22 protein-coding genes are annotated in these 26,464 nt (G+C 44.7%); 11 read left to right on the top strand and 11 right to left on the bottom strand.

Features of this window, described 5'->3' with window-relative positions; genetic code table 11:
- Window positions 1-37: 37 nt before the first annotated feature.
- From rppB to rppA, 3 genes are all read right to left on the bottom strand, one after another.
- The gene (rppB, locus tag QUB77_RS00775) at window positions 38-1,369 is read right to left on the bottom strand and encodes a two-component system sensor histidine kinase RppB (protein ID WP_333169592.1); all 1,332 of its coding nucleotides are present in this window, start codon (window positions 1,367-1,369) and stop codon (window positions 38-40) included.
- A 197-nt stretch (window positions 1,370-1,566) separates the two neighbouring features.
- Complete coding sequence (locus QUB77_RS00780) at window positions 1,567-1,797, bottom strand: hypothetical protein (RefSeq protein WP_333169593.1); 231 nt, start codon at window positions 1,795-1,797, stop codon at window positions 1,567-1,569.
- 86 nt (window positions 1,798-1,883) lie between these two features.
- On the bottom strand, window positions 1,884-2,573 hold the full coding sequence (gene rppA / locus QUB77_RS00785; protein WP_333169594.1) for a two-component system response regulator RppA: 690 nt from the start codon (window positions 2,571-2,573) through the stop codon (window positions 1,884-1,886).
- A 206-nt stretch (window positions 2,574-2,779) separates the two neighbouring features.
- Here rppA and QUB77_RS00790 point away from each other — a divergent pair, with 206 nt between their 5' ends.
- The 3 genes from QUB77_RS00790 (at window position 2,780) to QUB77_RS00800 (ending at window position 6,009) form a co-directional block, all read left to right on the top strand.
- Window positions 2,780-3,784: a multicopper oxidase domain-containing protein gene (locus QUB77_RS00790; protein ID WP_333169597.1), complete on the top strand. Its 1,005-nt coding sequence runs from the start codon at window positions 2,780-2,782 to the stop codon at window positions 3,782-3,784.
- Between the two features lie 164 nt (window positions 3,785-3,948).
- Window positions 3,949-4,977 carry a helix-hairpin-helix domain-containing protein gene (locus QUB77_RS00795; protein WP_333169599.1) on the top strand — a complete coding sequence of 343 codons (1,029 nt, stop codon included), beginning with the start codon at window positions 3,949-3,951 and terminating at the stop codon, window positions 4,975-4,977.
- Between the two features lie 78 nt (window positions 4,978-5,055).
- Complete coding sequence (locus tag QUB77_RS00800; protein ID WP_333169602.1) at window positions 5,056-6,009, top strand: FTR1 family protein; 954 nt, start codon at window positions 5,056-5,058, stop codon at window positions 6,007-6,009.
- Window positions 6,010-6,115: 106 nt separating this feature from the next.
- Here the strand turns inward: QUB77_RS00800 and QUB77_RS00805 are convergent, their stop codons facing one another.
- Both QUB77_RS00805 and QUB77_RS00810 read right to left on the bottom strand, forming a co-directional pair.
- On the bottom strand, window positions 6,116-6,595 hold the full coding sequence (locus QUB77_RS00805) for a hypothetical protein (protein WP_333169603.1): 480 nt from the start codon (window positions 6,593-6,595) through the stop codon (window positions 6,116-6,118).
- Window positions 6,596-6,634: 39 nt separating this feature from the next.
- Window positions 6,635-9,748, bottom strand: a complete 3,114-nt coding sequence (locus QUB77_RS00810; protein ID WP_333169606.1) for an efflux RND transporter permease subunit — start codon at window positions 9,746-9,748, stop codon at window positions 6,635-6,637.
- A 211-nt stretch (window positions 9,749-9,959) separates the two neighbouring features.
- Between QUB77_RS00810 and QUB77_RS00815 the strand changes: the two genes are divergently transcribed.
- From QUB77_RS00815 to QUB77_RS00825, 3 genes are read left to right on the top strand one after another with little or no spacing between them, the layout of a single operon-like run.
- On the top strand, window positions 9,960-10,697 hold the full coding sequence (locus QUB77_RS00815) for a TIGR04255 family protein (protein WP_333169608.1): 738 nt from the start codon (window positions 9,960-9,962) through the stop codon (window positions 10,695-10,697).
- Window positions 10,697-10,987, top strand: a complete 291-nt coding sequence (locus QUB77_RS00820) for a hypothetical protein (RefSeq protein WP_333169610.1) — start codon at window positions 10,697-10,699, stop codon at window positions 10,985-10,987. Before QUB77_RS00815 ends, QUB77_RS00820 begins: the two co-directional genes overlap by 1 nt.
- Window positions 10,984-11,520, top strand: coding sequence for a hypothetical protein (locus QUB77_RS00825; protein WP_333169612.1), 537 nt, complete (start codon window positions 10,984-10,986; stop codon window positions 11,518-11,520). The genes QUB77_RS00820 and QUB77_RS00825 overlap by 4 nt, the downstream gene beginning before the upstream one ends.
- A 42-nt stretch (window positions 11,521-11,562) precedes the next feature.
- On the opposite strand, the gene QUB77_RS00830 is transcribed toward QUB77_RS00825, so the two are convergent.
- From QUB77_RS00830 to QUB77_RS00840, 3 genes are all read right to left on the bottom strand, one after another.
- Window positions 11,563-13,518, bottom strand: a complete 1,956-nt coding sequence (locus QUB77_RS00830) for an efflux RND transporter periplasmic adaptor subunit (RefSeq protein WP_445251702.1) — start codon at window positions 13,516-13,518, stop codon at window positions 11,563-11,565.
- A 193-nt stretch (window positions 13,519-13,711) separates the two neighbouring features.
- Window positions 13,712-13,894 (bottom strand): hypothetical protein, encoded by a 183-nt coding sequence (locus QUB77_RS00835; protein WP_333169614.1) that lies wholly within the window; start codon window positions 13,892-13,894, stop codon window positions 13,712-13,714.
- 362 nt (window positions 13,895-14,256) lie between these two features.
- On the bottom strand, window positions 14,257-14,976 hold the full coding sequence (locus tag QUB77_RS00840; RefSeq protein ID WP_333169615.1) for a DUF305 domain-containing protein: 720 nt from the start codon (window positions 14,974-14,976) through the stop codon (window positions 14,257-14,259).
- A gap of 280 nt (window positions 14,977-15,256) precedes the next feature.
- On the opposite strand from QUB77_RS00840, the gene QUB77_RS00845 reads away from it, so the two are divergent.
- From QUB77_RS00845 to gloA, 4 genes are all read left to right on the top strand, one after another.
- A complete protein-coding gene (locus QUB77_RS00845; RefSeq protein WP_333169617.1) occupies window positions 15,257-15,451 on the top strand; it encodes a heavy-metal-associated domain-containing protein in 195 nt (64 codons plus the stop codon).
- Window positions 15,452-15,495: 44 nt separating this feature from the next.
- Window positions 15,496-17,751 (top strand): heavy metal translocating P-type ATPase, encoded by a 2,256-nt coding sequence (locus tag QUB77_RS00850; RefSeq protein ID WP_333169618.1) that lies wholly within the window; start codon window positions 15,496-15,498, stop codon window positions 17,749-17,751.
- Between the two features lie 168 nt (window positions 17,752-17,919).
- The gene (locus tag QUB77_RS00855) at window positions 17,920-18,156 is read left to right on the top strand and encodes a hypothetical protein (RefSeq protein ID WP_333169620.1); all 237 of its coding nucleotides are present in this window, start codon (window positions 17,920-17,922) and stop codon (window positions 18,154-18,156) included.
- A gap of 75 nt (window positions 18,157-18,231) precedes the next feature.
- Entirely contained in the window at window positions 18,232-18,660 is a 429-nt protein-coding gene (gene gloA / locus QUB77_RS00860) for a lactoylglutathione lyase (protein WP_333169622.1), read from the top strand.
- A gap of 93 nt (window positions 18,661-18,753) precedes the next feature.
- On the opposite strand, the gene QUB77_RS00865 is transcribed toward gloA, so the two are convergent.
- From QUB77_RS00865 to QUB77_RS00875, 3 genes are all read right to left on the bottom strand, one after another.
- Window positions 18,754-20,529, bottom strand: coding sequence for a hypothetical protein (locus QUB77_RS00865; RefSeq protein WP_333169625.1), 1,776 nt, complete (start codon window positions 20,527-20,529; stop codon window positions 18,754-18,756).
- A 276-nt stretch (window positions 20,530-20,805) separates the two neighbouring features.
- Entirely contained in the window at window positions 20,806-21,795 is a 990-nt protein-coding gene (locus QUB77_RS00870; RefSeq protein WP_333169627.1) for a DUF459 domain-containing protein, read from the bottom strand.
- Between the two features lie 5 nt (window positions 21,796-21,800).
- A complete protein-coding gene (locus QUB77_RS00875) occupies window positions 21,801-23,216 on the bottom strand; it encodes an MBOAT family O-acyltransferase (protein WP_333169630.1) in 1,416 nt (471 codons plus the stop codon).
- A gap of 275 nt (window positions 23,217-23,491) precedes the next feature.
- Between QUB77_RS00875 and QUB77_RS00880 the strand changes: the two genes are divergently transcribed.
- Window positions 23,492-26,443 (top strand): AAA family ATPase, encoded by a 2,952-nt coding sequence (locus tag QUB77_RS00880; RefSeq protein WP_333169632.1) that lies wholly within the window; start codon window positions 23,492-23,494, stop codon window positions 26,441-26,443.
- The last annotated feature ends 21 nt before the right edge of the window (window positions 26,444-26,464 follow it).

Genomic DNA, 26,464 nt, shown 5'->3' on the forward strand with positions numbered 1-26,464 from the left:
TCGTGGTGCAAGATGTCAGTTGCCCTCACATAGTAGCTCACATAGGCAACTGCAGGAGAAAGGTGCTGCCGGAACCCAATTCGCTGCAGGCGTTGAGGCTGCCGCGGTGGGCGCGGGCTATGGTTTGGGCGATCGCCAATCCCAGTCCCGAACCGCCGGTATGGCGGGATCGATCGCTGTTGACTCGGTAGAATCGATCGAATATTCGCTCTAAATCTGCCGCCGCGATCCCAATACCGGTATCTTGAACCTGAACGATCGCCTCCTGGTGGCTGCAATCTAACATAACAGTTACTTTCCCGCCCGCCGGAGTGTATTGAATGGCATTAACAATTAAATTAGCAACTAAGCGATAAAGTTGATCGGAATTGCCGACAACATTTAATTGCTGCTGCACTCGCACTTCGGATGTTAACGCTACCTTAGAAGCGATCGCCAAAGCTGCCAATTCCTCTACTAAATCGCTAACAAGGTCATTCAAACAACATAATTGAGGGCGATCGCGTATCGCTTGATTATCCATGCGAGCCAGCAGCAGCAAATCAGCAACTAACTGAGTCAAACGTCGGTTTTGGCGATCGATTGTCCGCAAAATTTCCCGCGCTTCTTTTTCATCTAATTGAGGCGTCAACAGCGCCGATTCTACTGTCGCCTGGGAAGCCGCTAAAGGCGTCCGCAATTCGTGGGCGGCATCCGCTGTAAACTGTTGGATTTGTCGGTAGGAAGAATAAATCGGTTTCATGGCCAATCCTGCCAACAACCAACTAGCAAAGCCAATCAAAATCAATGCTGTAGGCAATCCTAATTTCAAAACCCATTTCACTGTACTGAGATAATCATTGAAGTCTTGCAGGCTCCGCCCAACTTGAAAATATCCCCAATCTTGCTGTGTTTGGGTGTGTAGCGCTACAGAAATTTGGTGGTAAACATTGCCTTTGGTATCAGTTATTGTTTGCCAGTATTGGGAGTTAAATTCTGGTGGTAATTCTTCGGGATAAGCGCCTGCGGTAGCAATTAATTTGCCCGAATCATCAAATAAACGAATATAGTAATAGCCTTGGTTGATAGCGCTTAAAATATGGCGGCTTGGCAACTGTTCTTTAATGCCTTTAACTCCAATTAGGCGGAGGTTGGGCAAAAGTTCGTTTACTATTGGCTCCAAGCGTCCGGGCTGCTGCAATTTGAGTTCTAGGCTGTCGTGTAGCGTCCCCGCTACGGATTCTAATTCCCGGTCTATGGCTACCCAGTGAGCGTGGGCGATCGCCTTATATACGCCAAATCCCAACAAGCTTAAAATCAAACCCATTACAGCCGCATAGGAAATGGCTAATTGCCAGCGAGTTCGGTTAAATAGTTTATTTTGATTCACCTTTCATATCTTGCTAGTAATTGTAATTGGTAATTAGTTGAAGATGATATTTTTTTTCCTACCACAGAGGACGCAGAGAACGCAGAGGAGGAGAAAAGAGAGAATAAGCTCTTAAATAATCAGGTTTATTACACCCGTGTCTAAGTCCTATCAAAATACACATTTTCCGGTAATAATACATTTTTTATATTTGGCTGTCATGCCAAATCCTCATGTTTTAGGAGTTCTGCATATTCGCTTATTCCGAGTTCCGCAAGTTGTCGGTTTTCTTCGGCAAATTCGCCGTAGATTGCAGCTAAGTTAGTTTCATCGATTGCTGGAATAGTAGCTAATCGGGCACGGACTTTTAGGAAGGCAATAAATTCAAATACTTGTTTGAATTGTTTTAGATCGAGCTTTTCTAACTCTTGTTGGATTAAATCTTTCATAGCAGTCATTTTGACGATCGAATTTTCTATATTATAGCCAGATACTGGAAACGAGATATAATCCGCCCGCTGTTGCCCCTACAGCTTTAATTTCTCATGCGGTATCCGACGCCGTGTACAGTTTCAATTAAATTCGTGCCGCCAACAGACTCAAGTTTGCGCCGCAGCAAGCGCACTTGAGCTGCTACCACATTGCTAAAGGTATCTGCACTCGCCTCCCATAGCTGATTCCGAATTTGGTCAGTGGTGATAATTTGGTTGGGATGTTTCATAAAGTATTCTAGCAGTTGAAACTCTTTGTTTGTTAGAGAAATTATCTGGCTGTTACCACTTCGATCGAGATGGCACACAGTTCGATTTCCGCAGTCCAAAACCAGATTCCCTACCTGTAGCTGTTGCGGTTGAATTTGGGGCGATCGCCTTTGCAAAGCCCGCAATCTTGCTAACAGTTCCGCCATGCCAAACGGTTTAACTAAATAATCGTCAGCCCCGGCGTCTAGTCCCGCAACTTTATCTTCCATTCGGTCTTTTGCTGTTAGCATCAAAACTGGCAGAGCGCTATTTTTAGCACGCAATCTCCGTAGCAGTTCCAATCCTGACAATCCTGGTAGCAACCAGTCAAAAATAGCCAGGTTATATTGCGTCCACTGGCTGTCTAAATATTCCCAAGCTTCACTGCCATCTAGGGCCCAATCAACTATATATTTTTCCTGCTTTAAGGTTCGCTCGATCGCTTTTCCTAAATCTGGCTCATCTTCAACTAGCAAAACTCTCATAACTCTAATTTATAGCGGTAAATCCTTATACATTGTTAGCGATCGGCAGCATCTACCCCAATCTTTAAGCTCACATACTGAGATGAAATCAGCATGAAATTTTCTGAATTCGCAGAAAAAGAGAACAGTTGATAATAATTGACAACAAGCTGGTAATGTCTTATAATCAACCACGAGTAAATTTTTGAGAAAATTTTTCAATAAGTATGACAGATTTATCCGATCGTCCCGCCATTAAAAAGGCTGGGCGCTGGAGTCGCCGCCAACTGCTACAGCTAGGAATAGCTGGGGCTGGGGTAGCGGGGGGCGCGATCGCACTTCAAAACTTGACTCGCAAACCGACATCAGTCGCGAGAATACCGCCTATGCCCGCAGATGCACTCACCGTCAGCAATATCAACCCGATGCAAATTGCGCGGGATTTTGATTACGGCACGGTGACGCACGAAAACGGGCGCACGGTACGCGAATTTCGTCTGGAAGCTAATACTTCGATCGTCCAACTTAACAGCGCCGTCACTTTCAACACCTGGAACGTGAACAATCGCGTACCGGGGCCAACATTGAGGGCAACAGAGGGCGATCGAATCCGCGTCATTTTTTATAACAAAGCCGGAGATTCTCATTCGCTGCACTTTCACGGCGTTCATACCAGCGAAATGGATGGCGTTAAACCAGTGAAACACGGTTCGGTATTTATTTATGAATTCGATGCCAATCCCTACGGAGTGCATCTATATCACTGCCATATTGAGCCCGTAACTCGCCATATAGGTAAAGGACTCTATGGAATGTTCATCATCGATCCGCCAAAACCCCGCCCTCCCGCCGATGAAATCTTGTTAATCATGGGAGGATACGACGTAAACGACGACAAAAAAAACGAACTTTACGCTTTTAACGGGTTGCCCAATTATTACATGAACAACCCGATACCTATTTACCGAAATCAGCTAGTCCGGCTGTACGTTCTCAACTTAATTGAGTACGAAGCGGCAGTAACCTTCCACCTGCACGCCAACTTTTTTGACGTATATCGCACGGGAATGACTTTAACTCCCAGTGAAAGAACCGATGTAATCACAATGGGAGTAGCTGAACGGCATATTTTAGAATTTACCTACGGCTACGCTGGGAAATTTATGTTTCATCCCCATCAAGATGCGATCGCCGAAGCAGGCTGCATGGGGGTATTTGAAGTCATCGCTTAAACCAAATCCTGCTACCACGGTGCGCCGATTCAAATAAAGAAAGTATGAAATTATTTGACAAGCTCGATCGCAAATAGGTAGAATGAATAGCTCGCAAATAATTGAGAATAATTCTTAATAACTTGCGAAACCAAATCCACATAACGTAAAAATTAGCAACTGCCATGTTATCCACATTTCGCTTATTACCGACCGCTACGGCTACAGCCATCCTCGTTGCTCTGGCCGGTTGCGCTTCCCCCACGGCTAGCAACACCGACAGCACACCCTCACCCGCTGCCACAGCCAGTCCCGCATCCACAAGCGGTCACAGCGGGCATCACGGTGGCAAAGGCGCCATCAACATCAATACTGCGATTCTTTCAGAGTTAGATAAACTCGAAGCCAAGTTAGGAGTGCCGGCACTTTCTAACAAAATTCAAGCCAGCCGCCCTTACGGAAAAGTCGAAGAATTGGTTTCAAAAAATGTCATTACTCAAGCGCAATTCGACCAAATCAAAGACTTGGTAACTATTGAAAATGTGGTGCTGACAGGCGAACCCAGAGATGTAGACTACATGACTAAACTTGGCTTGATGAAAGGCCATCTTTTCGTAGCCCAAGAACTCTTGGATCAAGGCAAACCAGACCAGGCAGAACCGCACATCGGGCATCCAGTAGAAGAAATTTATGCCGATGTGGAAGATCAGCTAAACGAGCGTAAAATTCCTGAATTTAAGGCTACTTTAATTAAATTGCAGGATTTAGTTAAAGCGGGTGCAAAAGATCCGGCTCAAGTCAAGGCGGAATTTACCACATCAATGCAAGCAATTGATGGAGCAATTGCCGCCCTTCCCGAAACGCAGCGAAAAGATCCGAAATTCGTGCTGCAAGTGATTAACGGCTTGCTGGATACAGCTAATTCCGAATACGGAGCGGCAGTTGCTAACGGCAAAATTTCCGCAATTATTGAATACCAAGATTCGCGGGGTTTTGTCATGTACGCGGAAAGCCTGTACAAAGATATTGCCGATCAAGTGGCTAAAACTAGCCCCGAAATTGACAAAGCAATTGTTGCCAACATGACTGAACTTAAGGCAAATTGGCCAACTGCGATCGCGCCGGCGGCCCCCGTAAAAACCACGGAACAAGTCAACCAGCTAGTTAAAGCGATCGAGAACGACAGCCAAAAAGTTCTCAAACCCGCCTCATAAAAAAGTTAACTGAAACCGCCAACGGTAATTGGTAAAAAAAATTACCAATTACCTCCCGATATTACCTCAACTAAAAAGATGAATTTTAGCGAAGCATTGCCCACATTTGTAATTACTCTCCGCGAAGGAGTCGAAGCCGCCTTAGTTGTCGGAATCGTTCTCGCTTGCCTCAAAAAGTCGGGACAAAGCTATTTAAGCCCTTGGGTTTTTGGGGGTGTTGGGGTTGGACTTATTGCCAGCGCTTTTATAGGTGTACTGTTGGTCTGGACGATGCAAATTTTGTCCGCATCCAATCAGCCTTTTGCACCGATTATGGAATTGCTGCTAGAAGCAATCTTTGGGATTATAGCGATCGCAATGCTGAGCTGGATGCTGATTTGGATGACCAAACAAGCGCGATTTATGAAAGCCGAAGTCGAAGGCGCTGTGAGTGCTGCTTTAACCCAAAACTCTCATGCCGGTTGGGGCGTATTTAGCTTAGTTTTGATTGCTGTTTTGCGCGAAGGATTTGAAACTGTTTTGTTTGTCGTTGCCAAGTTTCAACAAGGCATTATTCCTGCGCTCGGCGCTTTGGGCGGCATTCTCTCAGCCACCGGAATTGGCGTCCTTTTGTTCAAATGGGGAGTGAAAATTAATATCCGCCTGTTTTTCAAATATATGGGCATTTTATTGCTCTTTATTGTAGCGGGTTTAGTGGTATCTACTTTGGGACTTTTTGACAGCGTGATGAATACTTTATCGCAAGCAAATCGCGAATCAGCAGCACTGTGTTTCTATTACGAAAGATTTGCTAAAGTCCACTCTTGCATTCTCGGGCCGATGGTCTGGAATACCTCGAAAGTGCTGCCACAAGAACAGTTTCCCGGTTTGTTGTTGAGTGCGTTGTTTGGCTACACGGATAAGCTTTATGTCGTGCAGGCGATGGCTTATTTCGTCTTTTTAATTACCGTCGGTGGCATCTACTTCCAAAGTCTGGCAGGTCGAGTGTTTTTCCGGTTCAAAAAAAACTCAGGTAACGAAATAGGAAATTAAGTGCGATCGAAATACGATCGGCTTTTTAGTGGAAATGCAGGAGGCAGTTGTTTGTGGCTAATAACTAATGCGCCCATAAGTTAGAGCGCATTAGGAAATCAGCTATCTATTGATTGAAGGTAAAACGACCGTCAACTTTTTCTCCGTTAATATTCGCAGTCACTTTCACGGGATAACTTCCTGCATCTTTGCCGGGAAACACCACAGCGTAATGTTTGCCCTCAGCATCATACTTGAGAGCTAGGGTTTGCTGCTTTCCATTCGGCAACTGCACTTGAGCCGTCACTTTGGCGTTAGGAACTGGTTCCTTTTTCTCCCCTTTTTGCAAAAAAACATCTAAATGAGTTCCGGTAGCTTCTTTTTCAGGTACAAACTCTAAATAGTAAGCTCCAGACTTTACAACTTGCCCCCCTTTAGTTGCTGTTGCAGGAGCAGTGGCGGGACTAGAAGACGCAGGTTGAGAGGCGACAGGAGGGGAGGCTGGAGTGTTATTTGGATCGCTTGCTTGGTCGCCTTTACTGCAAGCTCCCAAAAACAGCAATCCGACACTACCTAGAACAATTAAATTTGACTTGAGCGATTTCATTGGTTTGACTCCTTGCTGAGGAACAATAATTAGAAAATATCACACATTAACTCTCTTCCCCTCTTCAATAACTGGCTGAGGTTTTTGAGGTCGTAAAAATGTCCGAAATTGAGCATACAAAGCTGGCAAAACTAACAGAGTTAGTGCTGTAGAAGTAAATAAACCTCCTAAAACTACTACTGACAGCGGTTGCAAAATTTCCTTGCCTGCCCCCCCTTCAAATACTAAAGGTGCTAAACCCAAAGCTGAAGTTAAAGCGGTCATCAGGATGGCGTTGAGCCGTTCCATCGAACCTTTAATAATTGCTTCCTTAAAAGGCAGTCCTTCAGCAAATTTAGTGTTGTAGTTGTCTACTAAAAGCAAGCCGTTACGGGTAGCAACGCCGAATAATGTGACAAAGCCAACTAGGGAAGCTACAGAGATGATGCCGCCAGTCAAAGCTACCGCAATTACTCCTCCTACTAATCCGATCGGCAAATTAATCATAATCATAGCAGTTGAAGGAATGGACTTGACGGACAAGTACATCAATACTGTAATTACCAAAAAGGCGATCGCACTAAATATCATAATATTTTGCGAAGCTCTTTGTTCGGCTTCAAATTGACCGCCGTACTGGATAAAATAGCCAAAAGGCAACTGCACCTCTCGTTTAACTTTAGCTTGAATTTCATTCACAACCGATCGCAAATCCCTACCTTTAGCATTAGCCGCCGCCACAATCAAGCGAGAAACATTCTCGCGGTTAATCGTATTGGGCCCCGTACCGTATTTGACAGTCGCAACTTGGGCGAGGGGAATCTTGTTGCCGCTTGGAGTATCAACCAACAAATTCTGAATAGTTTCTAGGTTGTTTCTAGCTTCAGGCTGCAACCAAACAACTAAATCAAAAGTTTGCTGCACCTCCAAAACTTGAGACACAACTTTGCCGTTTAAAGCTGTTTCAATAATTTCAGAAAGCTCTCCGATTTTCAAACCGTATCTACCCGCAGCTTGACGGTTAAACTTAATTTGAATTTGTGGCACTGGCACCTGCGGTTCGAGTTGCAAATCCACAATGCCTTCAACTGTTTTCATTTGCTCTTCAACTTTCGCACCGATGCTGCGAAGTTGATCCAAATCCGGGCCAAAGATTTTGACAGCAATCTGACTCCTGACACCAGATAAAACCTCATCCATCCGGTGAGAAATAAAACCGCCGATATTTGGTGCAACTCCCGGCAATTTAGCAAACTCCTGCCGCAGCGACTCCAAAGTTTGCGGCCTGTTTTTCATGCCCTCCTCGCTCAAACCGATATCAATGTGAGCTAAATTAACTCCCGCAGCATCAGCATCACCCGGAGCTCTGCCCGATCGCACTTGCACGTATTGAAACCTGGTATCATTCTTAAGTGCATCTTCAATAGCAAAAGCCGCGCTATCTGTTGTCTCCAAAGACACCCCCGGATAAAGCATAATAGTATTCACCAAAGTTTGCTCCTGAAACTCCGGTAAAAACACCCGTCCAAAGGAAGGCAAAATAATTAATGCAGCCACCATGCTAGCAGCAGCTAAAGCTAAAATAATTCCCGAAAATCGCATTGAAAAATTTATCAAAAAATGATAGATGCGCTTGCAAAATCTCGGCAGCCAAGGTTCCGCAGCACTCATACGTTTGTTAGGCAACAAGATAGCGCAAAGGGCCGGAGATATTAACAGCGACTCCAGACTAGAAATCACCACAACTACCAGATAAGTAATCCCCATAGGCGTAAAAATTCTACCTTCTACACCGGGCAAAGTAAAAATTGGCGAAAACACCACAATCCCAATAACAGTCGCTCCAATTAACGAATCGCGCACCTCCTGACTGCCATCAAAAATCACATCCATCACCGGGCGTGGATGAAGAGAAGACGTATTTTGTCTCAAGTTGCGGTAGGTATTTTCGGCATAAACGATCGCATCGTCGATCGCAGTGCCGATCGCCACCGACAAACCCCCCAAAGTCATCGTATTCAGCCCCAGCCCCAGCCAATACATCGCCAGCAGCGCCAACAGCCAAGTCAGAAAGAAATCCAGCAAAACAACCGCCAGAGTGCGCCAATTCATCAAAAACGGGATGAGAATAAGGGTGACGATAATACTGCCTTCAACTAAAGCCGATCGCACATTCTCCACCGAGGAATTAATATATTCTTCCTGTCGAAAAGTCACAGTAACTTTAATATCTTTGGGCAGAGCTTGCTGAACCTCAGCCATTGCTGCCTCAACCGCTTTAGTAACAGTCGGAGTATCAGCAACTGGCTGTCTGTTTACCATCACAATCACAGCTTTTTTGCCGTTAAAACTGCCATCGCCCCGCTTGATAGCAGCACCAATCTTGACATCAGCTACATCAGCAATTCTGACGGGTGTGCCGTGGCGAGAGTCGATCGCCGATTGCTGCAAATCTTCCACAGACTCAATCCGCCCCACCCCCCGAATTAAAGTTTCTCGATCCGGCGTAATTAAATACCCCCCCGGCGCGTTAACATTCGCAGCAGCAGCGGCTTCGGCAACTTGCTGCAACGACACATTAAAAGCTTTCAACTTGGCAGGTTCTACTAATACTTGATACTGCCTTTCTTCGCCGCCGTAAGCCACCACTTGAGCAACGCCAGTCACAGCCAAAAGCCGATTTGTGACTTGCCAATCAACCAGACGGCGCACTTCCATCAAAGGAGTAGTTTCCGAGGTAAAAGCATAAGTAATAACAGTGCCAACAGGAGAAGTTGTCGGAGAAATTTGCGGTGTTTCTACTCCGGCGGGGAGTTTGCTTTGCGCTTGCTGCAACCGTTCTGTTATCAACTGGCGCGCTTGATAAATTTCAGTTCCCCAATCAAAGATTACCTTAACCACAGAAAGACCCACAGCAGAAGACGATCGCACTGCTGTCACCCCAGGAGTTCCGTTAATCGCACTTTCGATTGGCAGTGTTACCAAAGACTCGATTTCTTCCGGTGCCAGACCCGGTGCTTCCGTCTGAATTTCGACTTGCGGGGGTGCAAAAGGAGGAAAGACATCAAGGGACATTTTGGGGATGATAGAAAATGTCCAAAGACTAACAATAATGGTGGCGAAAACGACTAACCAGCGGCGGTTAATTACCCATCTAAGAATAGTGCTGAACATTTTATAATTTGATTTTATAGAGGTGATGACTACCAGCCACCGTTGGGCGAGCGGCGTTAAATAGCCATTCAATTTACGTTGACACCCAACAATGAAATTAGGATGAAATCTTTTAACTTCCAACCTTGATTAATAAATCAGCTAAAATTTCAAATCTCAAATGATATAACCTGTATTGCTATTTTTGACAATGCAGCTTACAATAGTTGGTATGCAAGCACCAAAACACTACTCGCACGCCCCAATCACCGAAGCCTTGATTGATATACAAGTTAAACTTCCACCAGAAGTTAAACTTGACAATTTGGCGCAGGTGTACTCCAGCATTCAGGCTGAGTATCCTCAGCGTGAAGAGGTGTTACTTTTTCAGGGGCAAATGATGGCAGGTGCTAGTGTTGGGGCAACAGCAAGCCAATCTCCTATTGGCTATAGAGCCTCCCGCAACGACCAAAAACAAATTCTTCAACTGCGTTTAGATGCTTTCGCATTCAGTCGGCTTGCCCCTTACGACTGTTGGGAAAATTTTCGGGATGAAGCAAAACGACTGTGGAATATCTATCAGTCGCTGATACATCCAGAAGCAATTGTTCGTTTAGCACTCAGGTATATTAACAGGCTAGATATTTCTTTACCGATTGGCGATCTCAAAGAGTATTTGAGGACATTTCCGGAAGTTTCCCCTGACTTGCCGCAAGGATTAAGTGGCTACTTTATGCAGCTACAAATCCCACAAGAAGACTTGGGAACAATGCTGGTTATCAATCAAGCAATAGTTCCACCTCCCACACCTGATTTTGTTTCTATAATATTGGATTTAGATCTATTTATGGAAGGAGATATTCCTTCTAATGAAATAGAGGTTTGGCACATTTTAGAACAAATGCACGAACAAAAAAACATAGCTTTTGAAGCTTGTATTACAGAACGCACAAGGGAGTTGATTAACTGATGGCTACAATTACCCCCCTACGTCCTAATGGCGTTTCACCATCCTCAAAATTGCTGGTGTTAGAGTCAAAAGCCACAGCTCATTTACAAAGTCCTGAAGGACAAAAACTTGCAGCATTAGTTGATAAAGTGTTGCAGAATTTAATTGTAAAACAATACTTACAAACTCTAGACAGCCTTGGCGAAAGAGACTACAATCCAGTACCGCCAAAGCGTTCGGAACGAGTAATCATGCGTGCTCAGTTCAAAGGGCGTAAAAAACCTCTGCCGTATATTTTCGATGAAGAATGAGCGTAGAGCCTTTCTGGGCGCAGGTCAATGAATCCACTCTCAGGCAAGGTGATTACCTGCCTGGGTGTCTGGTACCAATACCAGTATTTGACCCAACAAATTTTGGCAAAAACAGTGAAATTCAAGAGGTACAAATAGAAGTTAATGAACTCGATTTAATTGTTCTCACCCAAAGCTGCGATCTGGATAATAAAAAAGTAGCTCAGGTAGTGCTGTGTGCAATTTACCATATTTCAGAATTTGAGGAAAATAACGAAGCATTTAAGAAAAAAGGAAAATGGAATGAAGTTTTAAGAGGGAGAACAGAAGGTTTGCACCTGCTGGCATCACCCACGAACCCAGATAATAACAAAGAATCACTGGTTGTAAATTTTAGAGAGATCCAAACCTTGCCTTACGAATATGTGTTGAAACACGCTAGTAATTTAAACGATCGCTGGCGATTAAAATCTCCTTACCTAGAACACTTTTCTCAGGCATTTGCACGTTTATTTATGCGAGTTGGTTTACCATCGGCTATTCCGCCTTTTTAAGTCATTTTATGTAGGTTATAATTGCTAGATTAAACAAAATTTTTAGTTCAAGCTCTTGGCTTCTGTCTCCTGACTTTTAACTCGATGGTTGTCATCCCGCAGTGACAATTCATCTACTGTACTCGCGTTTAATGTCGGTGCAGAGACAGAAAAATTATTGTTTCCAGAATCCGCTGCTATTGCTGGCAATTTGCGCCGATTTCCCCACAACACGCCGGCTGCAAAAGTCAGAGATGCGATCGCAACTCCTCCCCCTATTCCCGCCCACCATAAAGACACGGGTAAATTATTAAAATTAATTTCTGTTACCTGTGGAGTTGCGTCTTTCTTTGCCTCGTCTTTTGAGGGCTTGCTGTCCCCCCGCAAAGATTGTGCGTAAAGTTGAGGTGCTCGCTGCGTTACTATCAAATCTCCCTCGAATAAACCCCTCTTAACTTCAACTAAATCTCCGGCAGTTTGACCGAGTTCAATTTCAACAGCTTGATAAGCATCGCCATTTTGGACGTAAACGGTTTTTTTCCCGCTAACATCCACTACCGCTGCACTCGGAATTGCTAAAATATTTGTGGCAGTTTTGTCAGTTAAAATCTCCAACTCAGCAAACAGTCCTGGCTTTAATTCGCCGTTAATATTATCTAGTTCTGCTTTCACCGGCACAACCCGCGTTTCTCCTTCCACGGATGACCCAATTAAGGCGATTTTTCCCTTGAAAGTGCGATCGGGTAAATTAGCGACTTTTATCCTGACTTCCTGACCCTGTTTTACTTGATTCAGGTCTTTTTCGTAAATATTGGCTGTGGCAAAAACGCGGCTGTCATTTAACAGACTCATCAACGATTTTTCAGCGTTTACTGACTCTCCTAGGGTGATTTCGCGATCGGCTACCGTCCCAGAAATCGAAGCAACTACGGTAACGAGTCCTCGATCGTTGGCAACAGTTCCTAATTGTTGCAGTCGCGCTTGATAGGCTGCGTCAGCCAAGCGAATGCGCGACTGAGCGACTTCGACGGCAGTTTTGCCGCGTTTGACTTGGTTCTCGGCTTCTAGGACTTCCCGGCGACTCTGAGCTCTGGTAAGTTGAGCTTTTGCGTCTGCTACTCTGCCTTGAGATTCCCGCAATTCCCGCATTGGGAGGTCTACTTCGGCTTGTTTAATTTCGGTTTCGGCTTTGATAACTTCAGGACGGCTTTTTGCTTTAGCAACAGCGGCTTGTGCTTCGGCGAAGTGGGCTTGGGATTCCAGCATTGTGCGCCGCGCGATCGCCCCAGATGCCACTAATTCTTTGTCGCGATCGAACTGTTCTTTAGCCACTGTCAGTTCAGTTTCTGCCCGCGCTATTTCTGCTTGCGCTATTTCAACTTGACGTTGATAGTTTTCTTGAGCGGCTTGCACAACTGAACGCTTGTTTACTAATTCTTGTTCTTGCTGGTACTGCTTAGTTACCGCTGCCAATTGGGTTTGGGCTTGGGCGATTTCTGCGGCGGATATTTGAAGTTGGCGATCGTAATTTTCTCGTGCTAGTTTGATATCGCCTTCGGCTTGCTGCAAATCTGCCTCAGCTTCAGCCTGTTTCGAGAGAGATTCAACCCGCAATTGTCCTAATTCTGAACTCGATAACACCGCAACGGGTTGACCTTTTGATACTTTGTCCCCAGGCTTAACCAGCAACTCTACTACTTTCCCAGCAACCGGAGCCGTAACTTCGACTTTTTGGTTGGGCAAAGTTTCAATTTGTCCAGTGGTTTTAATGCCGATATCTAGTCGCTGGCGGGCCGCAGGAGAGACTTTAATACCTAATCGTTTTGCTGTTTCGGCATCGACAGAAATAGCAGCAGGAGTTTGAGTTGTTTCGCCGCTTTGGTGAAATTCATTTCCGTGACCAGCGTGGGCAAAAACAGCAGCAGGAGAACTTAGCAAAATTAGGCTGAACAAACTTCCCGAAAAGCTGCTAATAATTGCCGGATATTGAGCATATTTGTGAAATATCATCGTTGGCATTGTCCTTGAAATCAGGTTGAGTGCCACAGGTTTAGCGGTTGGTATTTTGCACAGGTAAGTAAGTGATACCCATTAAGTAAATTTACTTATTAGCATTTTCCAAGAAGCGACCGCTAAGCAATGACCAAGAGCTAGAAATGCTCTACTCAACCTAGTATTTCACGGTCAAATGAAATTAGGATGAAATTTCGCATCAACAGCCCAGATGACCACCAGCTTCTAAAATACGAAGATAAGTTTCGCCTAATGACAAGCGATTTTGCTGTATATTTTTTTCCGGTTTTTTTATCTCTATTCGCGCTTCAATTTCGTTTGTCAATGCGCTCACTAGCTCATCTACGGCTGGATTTGATTTATAAGTTGTGTTTAATTCCAAGCTATTCAATCTCATACACTACCCTCTCTATCCATATAGCTTTTTACTGACTTACCTACTACTTTAGAGGTAGAGATGAGACATTGTCTACAGTATTTTTACGTAGCTTCCTACTACTTTAGAGGTAGAGCGGCTCCCTTATCTGAAATATGTGTAGCTATTCTCAGGAAACTGAGGTGGAGTCAGACAAATGCTGACAGCCACAGTCGAGCTATATTACTTTTTCTACCAAGGTTGTCGCCACTTTTTCATTTGCTCAATTTCTTGCTTTGGTGAAGCAAGTTTTTCGGAACTCTTGAGCTACTGTGATTAAGGTCACTCATTTTGGGGATTTGGGTCACGTTTTGTTGAGGTGAGCTCAATTACTGTTTGTACCAAGCTTGCCGCCACTGTTTCATTTGCTCAATTTCTTGCTTTTGCGAAGTCAGAATTTCTTGAGACAATTTCTTCATTTCCGGGCGTTTTGACTTCTTCAAAGCATCTTCAGCCATCACTAAAGCTCCTTCGTGGTGAGGAATCATCGCATTAATAAATCGCAAGTCAAATTGGTCGTCACCGGCCCCTAAATCCATGCTCATCATCATGCTTTGCATTTGTTCGGGAGTCATTGCCATCATGTGACCCATTGAAGCGTGATAAGCCATCGGTGTACTGCTGGCTTTGGGATACCAAGCTTTTCGCCACTCTTTCATTTGATTGATTTCGCGGTTTTGAGCAGCAATTATATCAGTGGCAAGTTTTTTCATTTCCGGGCGTTTGGATTGTTTAAGCACATCTTGAGCCATTTTTACAGCACCTTGATGGTGTACTGTCATGCCATCAATAAATCGCAAATCGTAGTCGGCATCAGCAGGGCCTAAATCCATTGACATATCGTGATTCATGCCATGATTCATGCCACCCATGCCACCGCCTTGGGCCACGTTTTGCTTGTTGTTTGTTTCGGTTGCAGCCGTAACATTTGGGGCTGGAGTTTCACTGGATGGGGCTTTTGAACAAGCTGCAAGCACTCCACTGGTTAAAGCGGCTGTGGCGGTCAACATCAGCGCCGCAAAGCCTGTTTTCAATGAAATTGGTTTCATAGAGTTTATATCCTTAAAACTGCCATTTATCTTCAGCTTTTCACATATAAATGAAATTAGGATGAAATTTTTGAGTCCCACTTGTAAAGAATTATTGATTTGCCATTTAAACACGTAAGGTGCGCAGTGCGCACCCTACAAGTAGAGTGAGTCCATAACTCCTAGCAGTAAAACTTAAGATTTAGTTCCGAATGTTCCCTTGACTCTCCTGTGTACTGGAGACTTTACAATGGAGTTAATTCATTGATTGAGCAGAGTAGTTTCTGCTGAGGTTCCAATTATGACTTTACAGCTAAAAGTTCCTAAAATGGCTTGTTCTGCTTGTGCGACTACAATCACAAAAGCAGTCCAAGCCATTGACTCCGCCTCAACGGTTGAGGCGGATCTCAAGACAAAATTGGTCACGATTCAAACCGCTAAGTCGGAAAGTGAAGTTAGGAAAGCGATCGCATCTGCTGGCTATCCAGTCAGTTGACAGTTGACAGTTGCAAGGAAATTGTCAAACTTAGGATGGCATATATGGACAATCTCACACTTAAATTGCGGGGCATGAGTTGTGCTTCTTGTGCTGCCTCTATCGAACAAGCAATTCAATCTGTCCCCGGCGTACTTGAGTGTCGTGTCAATTTTGGGATGGAACAAGCAACCATCCAATACGACTCCAAGCAAACCGACTTAGAAACAATTCAATCGGCGGTTGATGATGCGGGATACCAAGCTTTGCCGCTTCAAGAAATGGCGGCGGCAGAGGATGATTCCGAACAAGCCGATCGCAAATCTGAATCTCAAAACTTGCAGCGAAAACTCTGGACAGCAGGCATCATCAGCATCCTGCTAGTTGTGGGCGCTATTCCAGCGATGACCGGCTTGCATCTGCCATTTATTCCCGCATGGCTGCACAATTTTTGGCTGCAATTAGTCCTGACCTCCCCCGTACAATTTTGGTGCGGCAAATCGTTTTATGTGGGAGCTTGGAAATCCCTAAAACGGCGGGTGGCGACAATGGATACCTTGATTGCTTTGGGAACGAGTGCTGCTTACTTTTATTCTGTATTTGTGACATTTTTTCCCGGTTTCTTGACGGCCCAAGGTTTGACTCCTAGCGTTTACTACGAAGTAGCCGCCAGCGTTATCGCCTTAATTTTGTTGGGGAAAACCCTAGAAAATCGGGCGAAGGGAGAGACTTCGGAGGCAATTCGCAAACTCATGGGTTTGCAAGCAAAAACTGCTCGGATAATTCGCAACGGGGAAGAGTTGGAAGTGCCGATCGCCCAAGTGGAAATTGGCGACATCGTGCAGGTGCGGCCGGGAGAGCAAATCCCCGTAGACGGAGATGTTATTGAAGGCTCTTCCACAGTAGACGAAGCAATGGTTACGGGAGAAAGTTTGCCTGTCAAAAAGCAGCTTGGCGACGAAGTTATCGGAGCCACAATTAATAAAACTGGTAGCTTCAAGTTTCGGGCGACAAGAGTTGGCAAAGATACATTTTTATCTCAAATTGTCAAGATGGTGCAGGAGGCACAGGGTTCAAAAGCACCAATTCAAAAGTTAGCCGACCAAGTGACTGGTTGGTTTGTTCCTGTAGTAATTGCCGTCGCTTTAGCTACTTTTATTATCTGGTTTAACGCGACGGGAAACTTCACTCTAGCCACAGTGACAATGGTGGAAGTGCTGATTATTGCCTGTCCCTGCGCTTTGGGTTTAGCGACTCCGACTGCTGTGATGGTTGGCACGGGGAAAGGTGCAGAAAACGGGATTTTAATTAAAGGAGCAGAGAGTTTAGAATTGGCTCACCAAATCCAAATTATTGTGTTAGATAAAACAGGAACTCTTACCGAAGGTAAGCCGACTGTAACTGATTTTGTGACAATTAAAGGAACGGCGAACAGCAATGAGTTAAAGTTGCTGCAATTGGCGGCGTCTGTCGAGCACAATTCGGAGCATCCTTTGGGGGAAGCTGTTGTGAGGTACGCTCAATCTCAAGAGGTAAATTTGACGGATGTTAAGGATTTTGAGGCGATCGCGGGCAGCGGTGTTCGAGGGGTTGTAGCCTCCAAGTCGATCGCCCTGGGAACGCTGAGGTGGATGCAGGAACTAGGCTGCGATACTGAATATCTGGAACTGCGCGCCAGAGCTTTGGAAGCTGCGAGCAAAACGGTTGTTTGGATGGCTGTAGAGGGCAAAATAGAGGCAATTCTGGGCATTGCTGATGCTCTCAAACCATCGTCCGCGCAGGCGGTGAAAGCGCTTCAAAAACTCGGTTTGGAGGTGGCGATGCTGACGGGAGATAATCGCGCGACAGCGGAGTCGATCGCCCAATCCGTGGGCATTACGCGCGTTTTTGCCGAAGTTAGACCCGACCAAAAAGCAGCTCAAATCCAAGCCCTACAACGGGGAGGAAAAATTGTCGCGATGGTGGGAGACGGGATTAACGATGCACCGGCTTTTGCCGCTTCAGACGTGGGAATTGCGATCGGCACCGGCACAGATGTGGCGATCGCAGCCAGCGACATTACCTTAATTTCAGGAGATTTGCAAGGCATAGTTACAGCAATTAAACTTTCCCGCGCCACCATGCGAAATATTCGCGAAAATCTGTTTTTTGCGTTTATTTATAACATCGCTGGAATACCGATTGCCGCTGGCATTTTGTTCCCAATTTTCGGCTGGCTGCTCAATCCAATTATTGCCGGTGCAGCAATGGCTTTTAGTTCAGTCTCTGTTGTTAGTAATGCTTTGCGATTGCGGAATTTTCAAGCCAAATCTAGTGCATAAATTGGGAGGTTTCCCAACCATCCTGGTGCGCAATGCGCGCCCTACTCCCATTTATCAGTAAGGTGCGCAATGCGCACCCTACTCCCATTTATCAGTAAGGTGCGCAATGCGCACCCTACTCCCATTTATCAACGAAAATCTTTTTCATAAACAGGAAAAATTCAAAAAATGTTGAACCAGCGCCAAATCTTAGGAAGCCTCGGAAGTTTAGGAATTATGCTCGCAATTGCATCGGGAGTGCGAGCAAATCAAATATCAATCCCTCCTGCCAATTCAACCACTAAATTTCCGCATATCGAACAGCCATTAAGTTTAAAAATTGGCGTAACAGCAGGCGGAGTGACATTAATGGGTTTAGAATTGTGGTGGTTTTTGTTCAGTAAAAAGCAATCTAAAACCAGGTAAACTTTGCGGACGCGGTTTTTTCCAGCAAGATATCGCTAAAATAGATGAAAGCTTAAGAAATTTGGAGTGAGCTAAATGCAACTACTACACACGATGCTCCGAGTCGGCAATCTGGAAGAGTCCCTCAAATTTTACACCGAGGTTCTGGGCATGAAATTGCTGCGAAAAAAGGACTATCCAGACGGTAAATTTACTCTGGCTTTTGTGGGCTACGGCGATGAATCAGACACTACAGTTTTGGAATTAACATACAACTGGGGCGTCACAGAGTACAATTTGGGTGATGCTTACGGTCATATTGCGATCGGCGTTGACGACATTTACGGTACTTGCGAAGAAATTAAAGCCCGCGGCGGTAAAGTTATCCGCGAACCCGGCCCGATGAAGCACGGTTCAACAGTCATCGCTTTTGTGCAAGACCCAGATGGATATAAAGTTGAATTAATTCAACTGGCAAATCAAGGTACCAACACCCAGAAAGTAGCAGCAACAACCGCATCCTAACTTTCTTACGAGGGGGAAGGGGAAGGAAAAACTATCTTCCCTCTTCCATTTTCCTTTTGACAACTGTCAACTGTCAACTGTCAACTGAAACTTTTAATTCGATCGCACCGACGGGACAAACGGTTGCAAATAAATTTTTTGCCACAATATAGAAAAACTGCTCCCTATTTGGCTTAAGCTATCAAATTTAGGAATTAATTTAGATTCTCGGCGCTGGTCTAAAGCAGCGATACCCGAAAAAAATATAGCTAATACTAACAAAAATACTACGCTCACACTAAATAAAATAGTCCAATAAACTAGAAATTCGCTTGTGTAGCTGACCCCGAATATCCACTTAATCAGTAAATCGGATAAATACAAAAACAGCCCTCCTGAAAACCCCACCCTGAATAATAGCCACGTCCACTTAAACATATCTGTTGCAGTCTTGCTATTTTTGGACGCAGAAAGTTCTAAGTCTCTAATTTGGCTGTTAATATTTGAGGTAATTTCATACAAAGTATACTGCAAACCATCTCTGATATAATTGAGTTCATTGTCAAGGGTTATGCACTGCTCGGAGGTACTTTTATCCAAGCTCAGGTTTTGGATTTGTTGGCGGTGCGCCGCCAGTTTATTGTCTAGAGTGTAATCCCATTTTTTCAGCCGATCTACAGTCAAATATAAAAGTTCCTTATTAGCATCTAACAAGCTCTGGCAATTTATGATTGACTTAACTAACTTGCTGAGATTGTTGATATGCTCCTCTAGAGTATTTTGGGATTCCCTTTGTTTAGCTGACAATAAACTTGCGAGTTCGACATCCCGATCGCCGCACAGCGACAAAGCCTCACCATACAAGTCGTCAATTTCCATTTTACCGAAATACAGTGACGCTTTGTACTCCTCTATTTCGGGAATAGTCAGACATTCTAAGGGCTGATATTTTACATTAAATTTATATACAAGCGCTGTCATAATTTGCGCCGATTTTCGGTCTAGCTTGTCTTTGTAAGGTTCTAAAATAATTGTAACTAGATTTTTAACTCTCGCTTCCGGGTGGTGCAGGAACTCAAAAATTTGGGCCAGTATTTTGGAGAATTCCAAGTCATTAAAATTATTTTCTGCAGCTTCCAAAAAGTTTGTGGCTGCTGCATCGTTTTCTGCATTCAACTTGTACTGACCCGTAAATGCGATCGCAGCAAATACTCGATCGATCCAAAACAGATATTCGTCGCAATCCATTGGCAGACTCGGCAGCAGGCAGTTCGGGCCGTACACCCAAAAATCGAGACAATTCTCATATTCCTTACTGCTGTCATCTCTGCTGCTGTCGCCCAAAGCAAATTTGTTGCTTGTTAACACTTTAATTTGCTCTTCTACAACCCGTCGCTCAATTTCCCCTGCATTGATTGTGACATTGACAACGCCTTCCTTGCCTTGTCGTGGCCCTGCTTCATCCAACCAAATTGACTTAATACTAACAGCCGCAGACCACCGAATTAAAGGAGTCGATCCCCCTCGCGCTTCCTGTTCTAACGTCGCCAGCAGATTTTTGCTAAAATTACTTGATCTAGGCGTTCTCTCACTTGGTCTGTGCCCCTCTGGCACCTTCCCCAATGCCTGAATTGCCAAAGCGCGAAACAGCAAATTCGGATGGGGTTTTCTGACGGATTCCGGTATATTTTCTCTGAATATGCCGCTGTTGGGTACGCCCAAAACTTCAGCAAAAGGCTCAATGCCGCACTGTTGCAGGATTTTTTCAATTAGGTTTATTCTTTGCCAAGGTTGAGTATATTTAGTGAGAGTGAAGATTAGCGCTGTGCCGCTGCACCCCATTGACTCAGGGATGCTAGGGCGATCGAGTTTCCACACATTCCTCGTCATAATTTGTCGCCAGGACAATTACTAGATATGGACGCCGTTGTTTGATGCTGAATTCAGCATTACATTTACTGATGCTTTTTGTCAATATTAGTCCGGGACGCATAGGGAGTTATAAACCCGGTTTCACGGGTAAATTTCTCATAAATAAAGCCCAGATTTTTATGATCAACCGGGTTGAGCAATGCTAATGTGCGTCCCGAACTCCATATATAATTTTGCACTAATCGATAAACTGTCAAAATTTTAGGTTTGGTCACGAAACCAAACCTATTATAGTCATTTTTTTGTGGGAAGTTTTAAGATTTTGTCGCTCACCATTTGGTCAACGATTAAGTCGCTGATAATTTGAGCGCCGTGGGAGGTAAAGTGCAAGCCGTCATTATTTTTTACATAACCTCGCTTACCAGATTTATTGGCAACTACAGGAACAAATTTCCCGGCTTGTCCAAATGTCTCCCAAGTAGAAATAAATTCGATTTTGGCTGAAGATTTGCTGGCATTTTTATAAATATCGTTCATGATGGGAAAAGCTTTGAGATACGAAGATTTGTTAGGCATCGATTGACCGACCCAATACACTTTTCTCACGGATGACGAATCCAGTAACTTGGCATATCTGTCCACTCTTTCTTGATAAGCTTTTTGCCATTCTTGGGTCATAACAGCCCGACCTTTTCCTTGAGAATCAATGATATTTTGACGGTCATTGGCACCGAACAAAACTACCACTACATCCGGCTGGTAATTATTAAGAATTTGGCGAGTTCTGGCATACCAGTCATAATAATCTATCCGATTTAATCCGGTCGATACCTTGTAGTCAATTTTCGTATCGGCGATATTGTATTTTTTCTTAAGAGTGTACTGGAGTTGAATTCCTAAGTCGAACATTACGGAATCTCCAATAAATAAAAATCTGCGATAAGGTCTGGTTAGTTTTGGTTTAGCTGGGGTTGGTTTTTTAGCTGGGGTTGTTTTTTTAGCAGTAGCAGGCTTTGGGGGTTTAACGGCTGCTTTTGTTTCGGTTTGTACAGGAGGAATTTCTGGTTCTTTGGGGAGGCTATCGAAGTTAATATCTTTAATTTTGCTCCAAAAATCTTGTTCGGATTTTCGGAAATTGTCTATTTTGATCTGGCGCGCGGCTTGTTTAATTTCGGGACTGGCGAAAGGAGTTGAAGCAAAGCTTTTTAGAAATAATGATAAGTTGGAAAATATTAAAGTGAGAATGACAGAAGTAACAATTAGCAAAAATTCCCGGTCTTTCATATTTCTTAGAAATTAAAGTAAATAAAAGGCGGAACGGTACTAGGCCCCAACATCAAGATAGTATACACGAGCAGCGAAACTATGACAACCCGAAAGAAAATGTTTTTTAATGACAATACGGTTTGCAATAGTTGGGAGATGCGATCGCCCCACAAGTTGATCGCGCCAATGACTGCAATTACTAAATACAATTGCCAAAAGTTAAATTGAAAAGTTGCGACGGCAGGATGGACAATTCCTTCAAAAAAACTCACCGCAGTTTCCCAGTTGGGAGTGCCGAAAAATACCCAACTACAAGTAACAAAAGTAAATGTTAGCAGCCAACTGCAAAATTTAGCAAATCTGGGAAAGGCATAGTCTAATTTAAAGTGGATAGCTTGGGGGATATCTTTACATAAATGGTTGACAATTAATCCTAAACCGTGAATTGCTCCCCAGAAAATAAAGTTTAAACCTGCGCCGTGCCACAATCCACCGATCGCCATTGTCATCAGTAAATTTACGTACTTCCTCAACTTGCCGTATTTGTTGCCGCCAAAGGGAAAGTAAACGTAATCCCTCAGCCACTCGGAAAGACTGATGTGCCACCTTTTCCAAAATTCTTGCAGACTGAGCGATCGGTATGGCATATTAAAGTTGGCAATCGGTTTGAAACCCAGCAAACAGGAGATGCCGTTGGCTAAATCTGAATAGCCGCTGAAATCTACGTAAATTAAACAGGAATAGGAAATTGCCGCGAGGATTAAATCGATGCTGCTGTACTGCTGGGGGACTTTGAAGGGTAAGTCAGTGAAGTTAAACAAAAAGCTGGCTAAAGTATATTTTTTGAAGAGTCCAGACAAAATCAAAACTATAACTTCTTCAATTTGATAGTCGTATTTTTTTTGTGAATTTAGCTGCAAGTAAAATTCGTGAGCTCGCGAGATTGGGCCGGAGGCAATTTGCGGAAAGTAGGTAATGTAGGCGGCATAGTCTATAAATTTTGGACAGGGTATTTTTTGCTGGTAGCAGTCGATTAAATGAGAAATCATTCTAAAAGTATAGAAAGACACGCCGACGGGGGCGATTATTTGCAAAACTGGAAAGTTGGCTGGAGTTTGTAGCTGGTTCAGTACCTCAAATAAGGAAGTTACAAAGAAGTTGCAATATTTAAAGATGCCGAGATAGGCAATGTTAAAAATTAGACCGGAGATTAAAGCAATTTTTTTATACTTACTGTTGCAGAGAACCCGGAGAATGATATAATTAGAGGCTGTAGAGAAAACGAGGAGCAAGAGAAAGTCAAAACTCCAAAAGGAATAAAATAATAAACTGGAAACTAACAAGACAATTTTATACAAATCGACTTGGGGTTTCACAGAGACGATCAGGCTAAAAATAATTAGGAAAAAAACTAGAAACTGGTAAGTGGGAAATAGCATAAGTCTCAGCCGATAAAAAATCTTGTTTCTGGCAATATTTTTATAAGTACGGCCAGCGAAACTATCCCGAAGGGAATCGCCAGAGTCGGTCTGACCGCACCAAAATTCGGGGTGGATTGCGGACTGTAAGCTTTTGCAAGAGGTCAATTAGGTCACAACTTCCGCCCTAGTTAACCGCACTCATAAATTCATAATCCTGTTTAAAGATTATGATGGTTATGAGACGATGTATTAACGGATAACAACAGGAATCCCCTTGATTGCGAGGAACCAACGTGCAGCCAACAGACCCTAGCAAATTTACAGATCAAGCCTGGGAAGCCATTGTCAAATCCCAGGATGTAGCCCGCCGCTTTTCCAATCAGCAGCTAGAGGTTGAACATTTAGCCATCGCCCTTCTCGAACAGCAAGGCTTAGCCAACAGCATTCTCAGCAAAGCTGGAGTCGATGCCGCCCGCTTTGCCCAGCAGTTAGATGCTTTTGCCAAACGACAGCCCAGAGTTGCCAACGCTGACCAACTATACCTCGGTCGCGGCTTAGAAGTGATGTTAGATGTTGCCGAGGCCACCAGGGCGACTTGGCAAGATAATTTTATCGCCATTGAACATTTATTAATTGGCTTAGTAGAAGACGAACGAGTCGGCCGCAGGTTGCTGACAAAAGGCGACGGCCCGCCCGGCCGCCCCGGTTACGATCGCAAACCCCCAGCCGGTACACTCGATCGACCAAAACTCGAAGAAGCAATCAAATCTTTCCGCGCCACTGCTAAAGCCCAAGAAAAAAATTCCGAAACAGGGAAAGGCAGCCGCAGCAACGCTAAAGCCCAAGATCAAGATGGCGAAGCTAACTCCGACGCCCTCAGCAGGTACGGTCGCGATTTGACCGAAGCCGCCAAAGCCGGCAAACTCGACCCAGTAATCGGCCGCGACGAGGAAATCCGGCGCGTGGTGCAAGTTCTTTCCCGTCGTCAAAAAAACAATCCGGTGTTAATTGGCGATCCCGGAGTCGGAAAAACTGCGATCGCCGAAGGTTTAGCCCAGCGAATTGTCAACGGCGACGTACCGGAATCTTTGAAAAATCGCCAGCTATTTAGCCTCGACATGGGCAGTTTAATTGCTGGGGCAAAATTCCGGGGCGAATTTGAAGAACGGTTGCGGTCTGTTCTGCGGGAAGTCATCGATTCCGACGGGCAAATTGTCCTGTTTATTGACGAATTGCACACCGTTGTAGGCACCGGCGGCGGTGGCAGTTCCGGTTCGGGAATGGATGCGGGAAATTTGTTAAAACCGATGTTGGCAAGAGGCGAACTGCGCTGCATCGGCGCTACAACTCTCGACGAATTCCGCAAGAATATTGAAAAAGATCCTGCACTAGAACGCCGCTTTCAACAAGTATTTGTCGGCGAACCCAGCGTTGAAGATACTGTTTCGATTTTGCGCGGCTTGAAAGACCGTTACGAACGCCACCACGGGGTAAAAATTACTGATTCGGCCCTGGTAGCTGCTGCAACTCTGTCTTTCCGCTATATTTCCGATCGCTTTTTGCCGGACAAGGCGATCGACCTCGTAGATGAAGCGGCCGCCCACTTGAAAATGGAGATTACCTCTAAACCTGTGGAATTGGAAGGAATCGACCGCCGGGTGATGCAGTTGGAAATGGAAAAATTGTCGATCGAAGGCGAAGGAAAAGGTGCTCTAGCCCCTGGGCTCGGCTTCCGCGTCGAACGCATCACATCTGAGATTGACATTTTAAAAGTCAAGCAGGAAAAATTGTCCTCTCAGTGGTTGGGCGAAAAGCAGTTGTTGGATGCAATCAATAAATTGAAAGCAGAAGAAGACCAATTGCGAGTCCAAATTGAACAAGCAGAAAGGGCTTACGATTTGAATAAGGCCGCACAGTTAAAGTACGGCAAGTTGGAAACGGCGGTGCGCGATCGCGAAGCGAAAGAAGCGGAACTTTTGAAACAGCAAGCTCAAGGTTCTTCCCTGCTGCGCGAAAAAGTTACTGAGGGGGACATTGCGGAAATTGTCGCCAAATGGACAGGCATTCCGGTTAATCGGTTGTTAGAATCAGAACGCCAAAAATTGCTGCAATTGGAAAAACACTTGCACCAAAAAGTCATCGGTCAAGAGGAAGCTGTAACAGCCGTGGCGGCGGCAATTCGGCGCGCTAGGGCGGGCATGAAAGACCCCGGAAGACCGATCGGCTCTTTCTTGTTTATGGGCCCCACAGGCGTCGGCAAAACTGAGTTAGCGCGGGCTTTGGCGGAGTTTTTGTTTGACAGCGATGATGCGATCGTCCGCATCGATATGTCGGAATACATGGAGAAGCACAGCGTTTCCCGGTTGGTAGGAGCTCCTCCCGGATATGTCGGTTACGATGAAGGGGGACAACTTTCCGAAGCAGTGCGGAGACATCCTTATTCGGTAGTGCTGTTTGACGAAGTGGAAAAAGCACACCCGGATGTATTTAACATTTTACTGCAAGTGTTGGATGACGGCAGAATTACCGATTCTCAAGGTCGAGTGGTTGACTTTAGAAATACCGTAATTGTGATGACTAGCAATATCGGCAGCGACCACATTTTAGACGTGTTTACTAAGAAGGAAAAAACCGTCAAAAAACCTGCGAGTCGGAAGCAGGAAACGAAAGATTTGTCAAGTCAAAAGACAGATTATAAAGTGGCTGCCGATGGTACTGTTGAGGTGTCGGCCGAGCGAGTCGATGTTGATACTGTAACTAAGACTGAAAACAAGACTGAAAACAAGAGTGAAAATGAAAATTTATTGACTCAAGAACGGGAGACAGACCAAGAGTACGAACAGATGTTAAAACGGGTGATGACAGCCCTGCGATCGCACTTTCGGCCCGAATTTCTCAATCGGGTGGACGAGATAATTTTGTTCCACACTTTGAGCAAGGTGGAACTGCGGCAAATCGTCAGTATCCAAGTGAAGCGGATCGAGCGGTTGTTGGCAGAACAAAAAATTACTTTGGAACTGTCGGATGCGGCGAAAAACCATATCACAGATGTCGGTTACGACCCGGTTTACGGCGCTCGTCCCTTGAAACGTGCCATTCAGCGGGAGCTGGAAAACCCGCTGGCAAACAAAATTCTGGAAAATGCGTTTGTGGAGGGTGATACAATTGCGATCGACTGCGAAAATAACACTTTGCAATTTCGCAAAAAAGATTCTCGCCCAGCGCTAGCAGGTAACAGTTTGTAGTTGCCGAATAGTTTGGAACAG

Origin of the sequence: Microcoleus sp. AT9b-C3 (assembly GCF_036705485.1) — a bacterium.
Taxonomy (GTDB): Bacteria; Cyanobacteriota; Cyanobacteriia; order Cyanobacteriales; family Microcoleaceae; genus Microcoleus.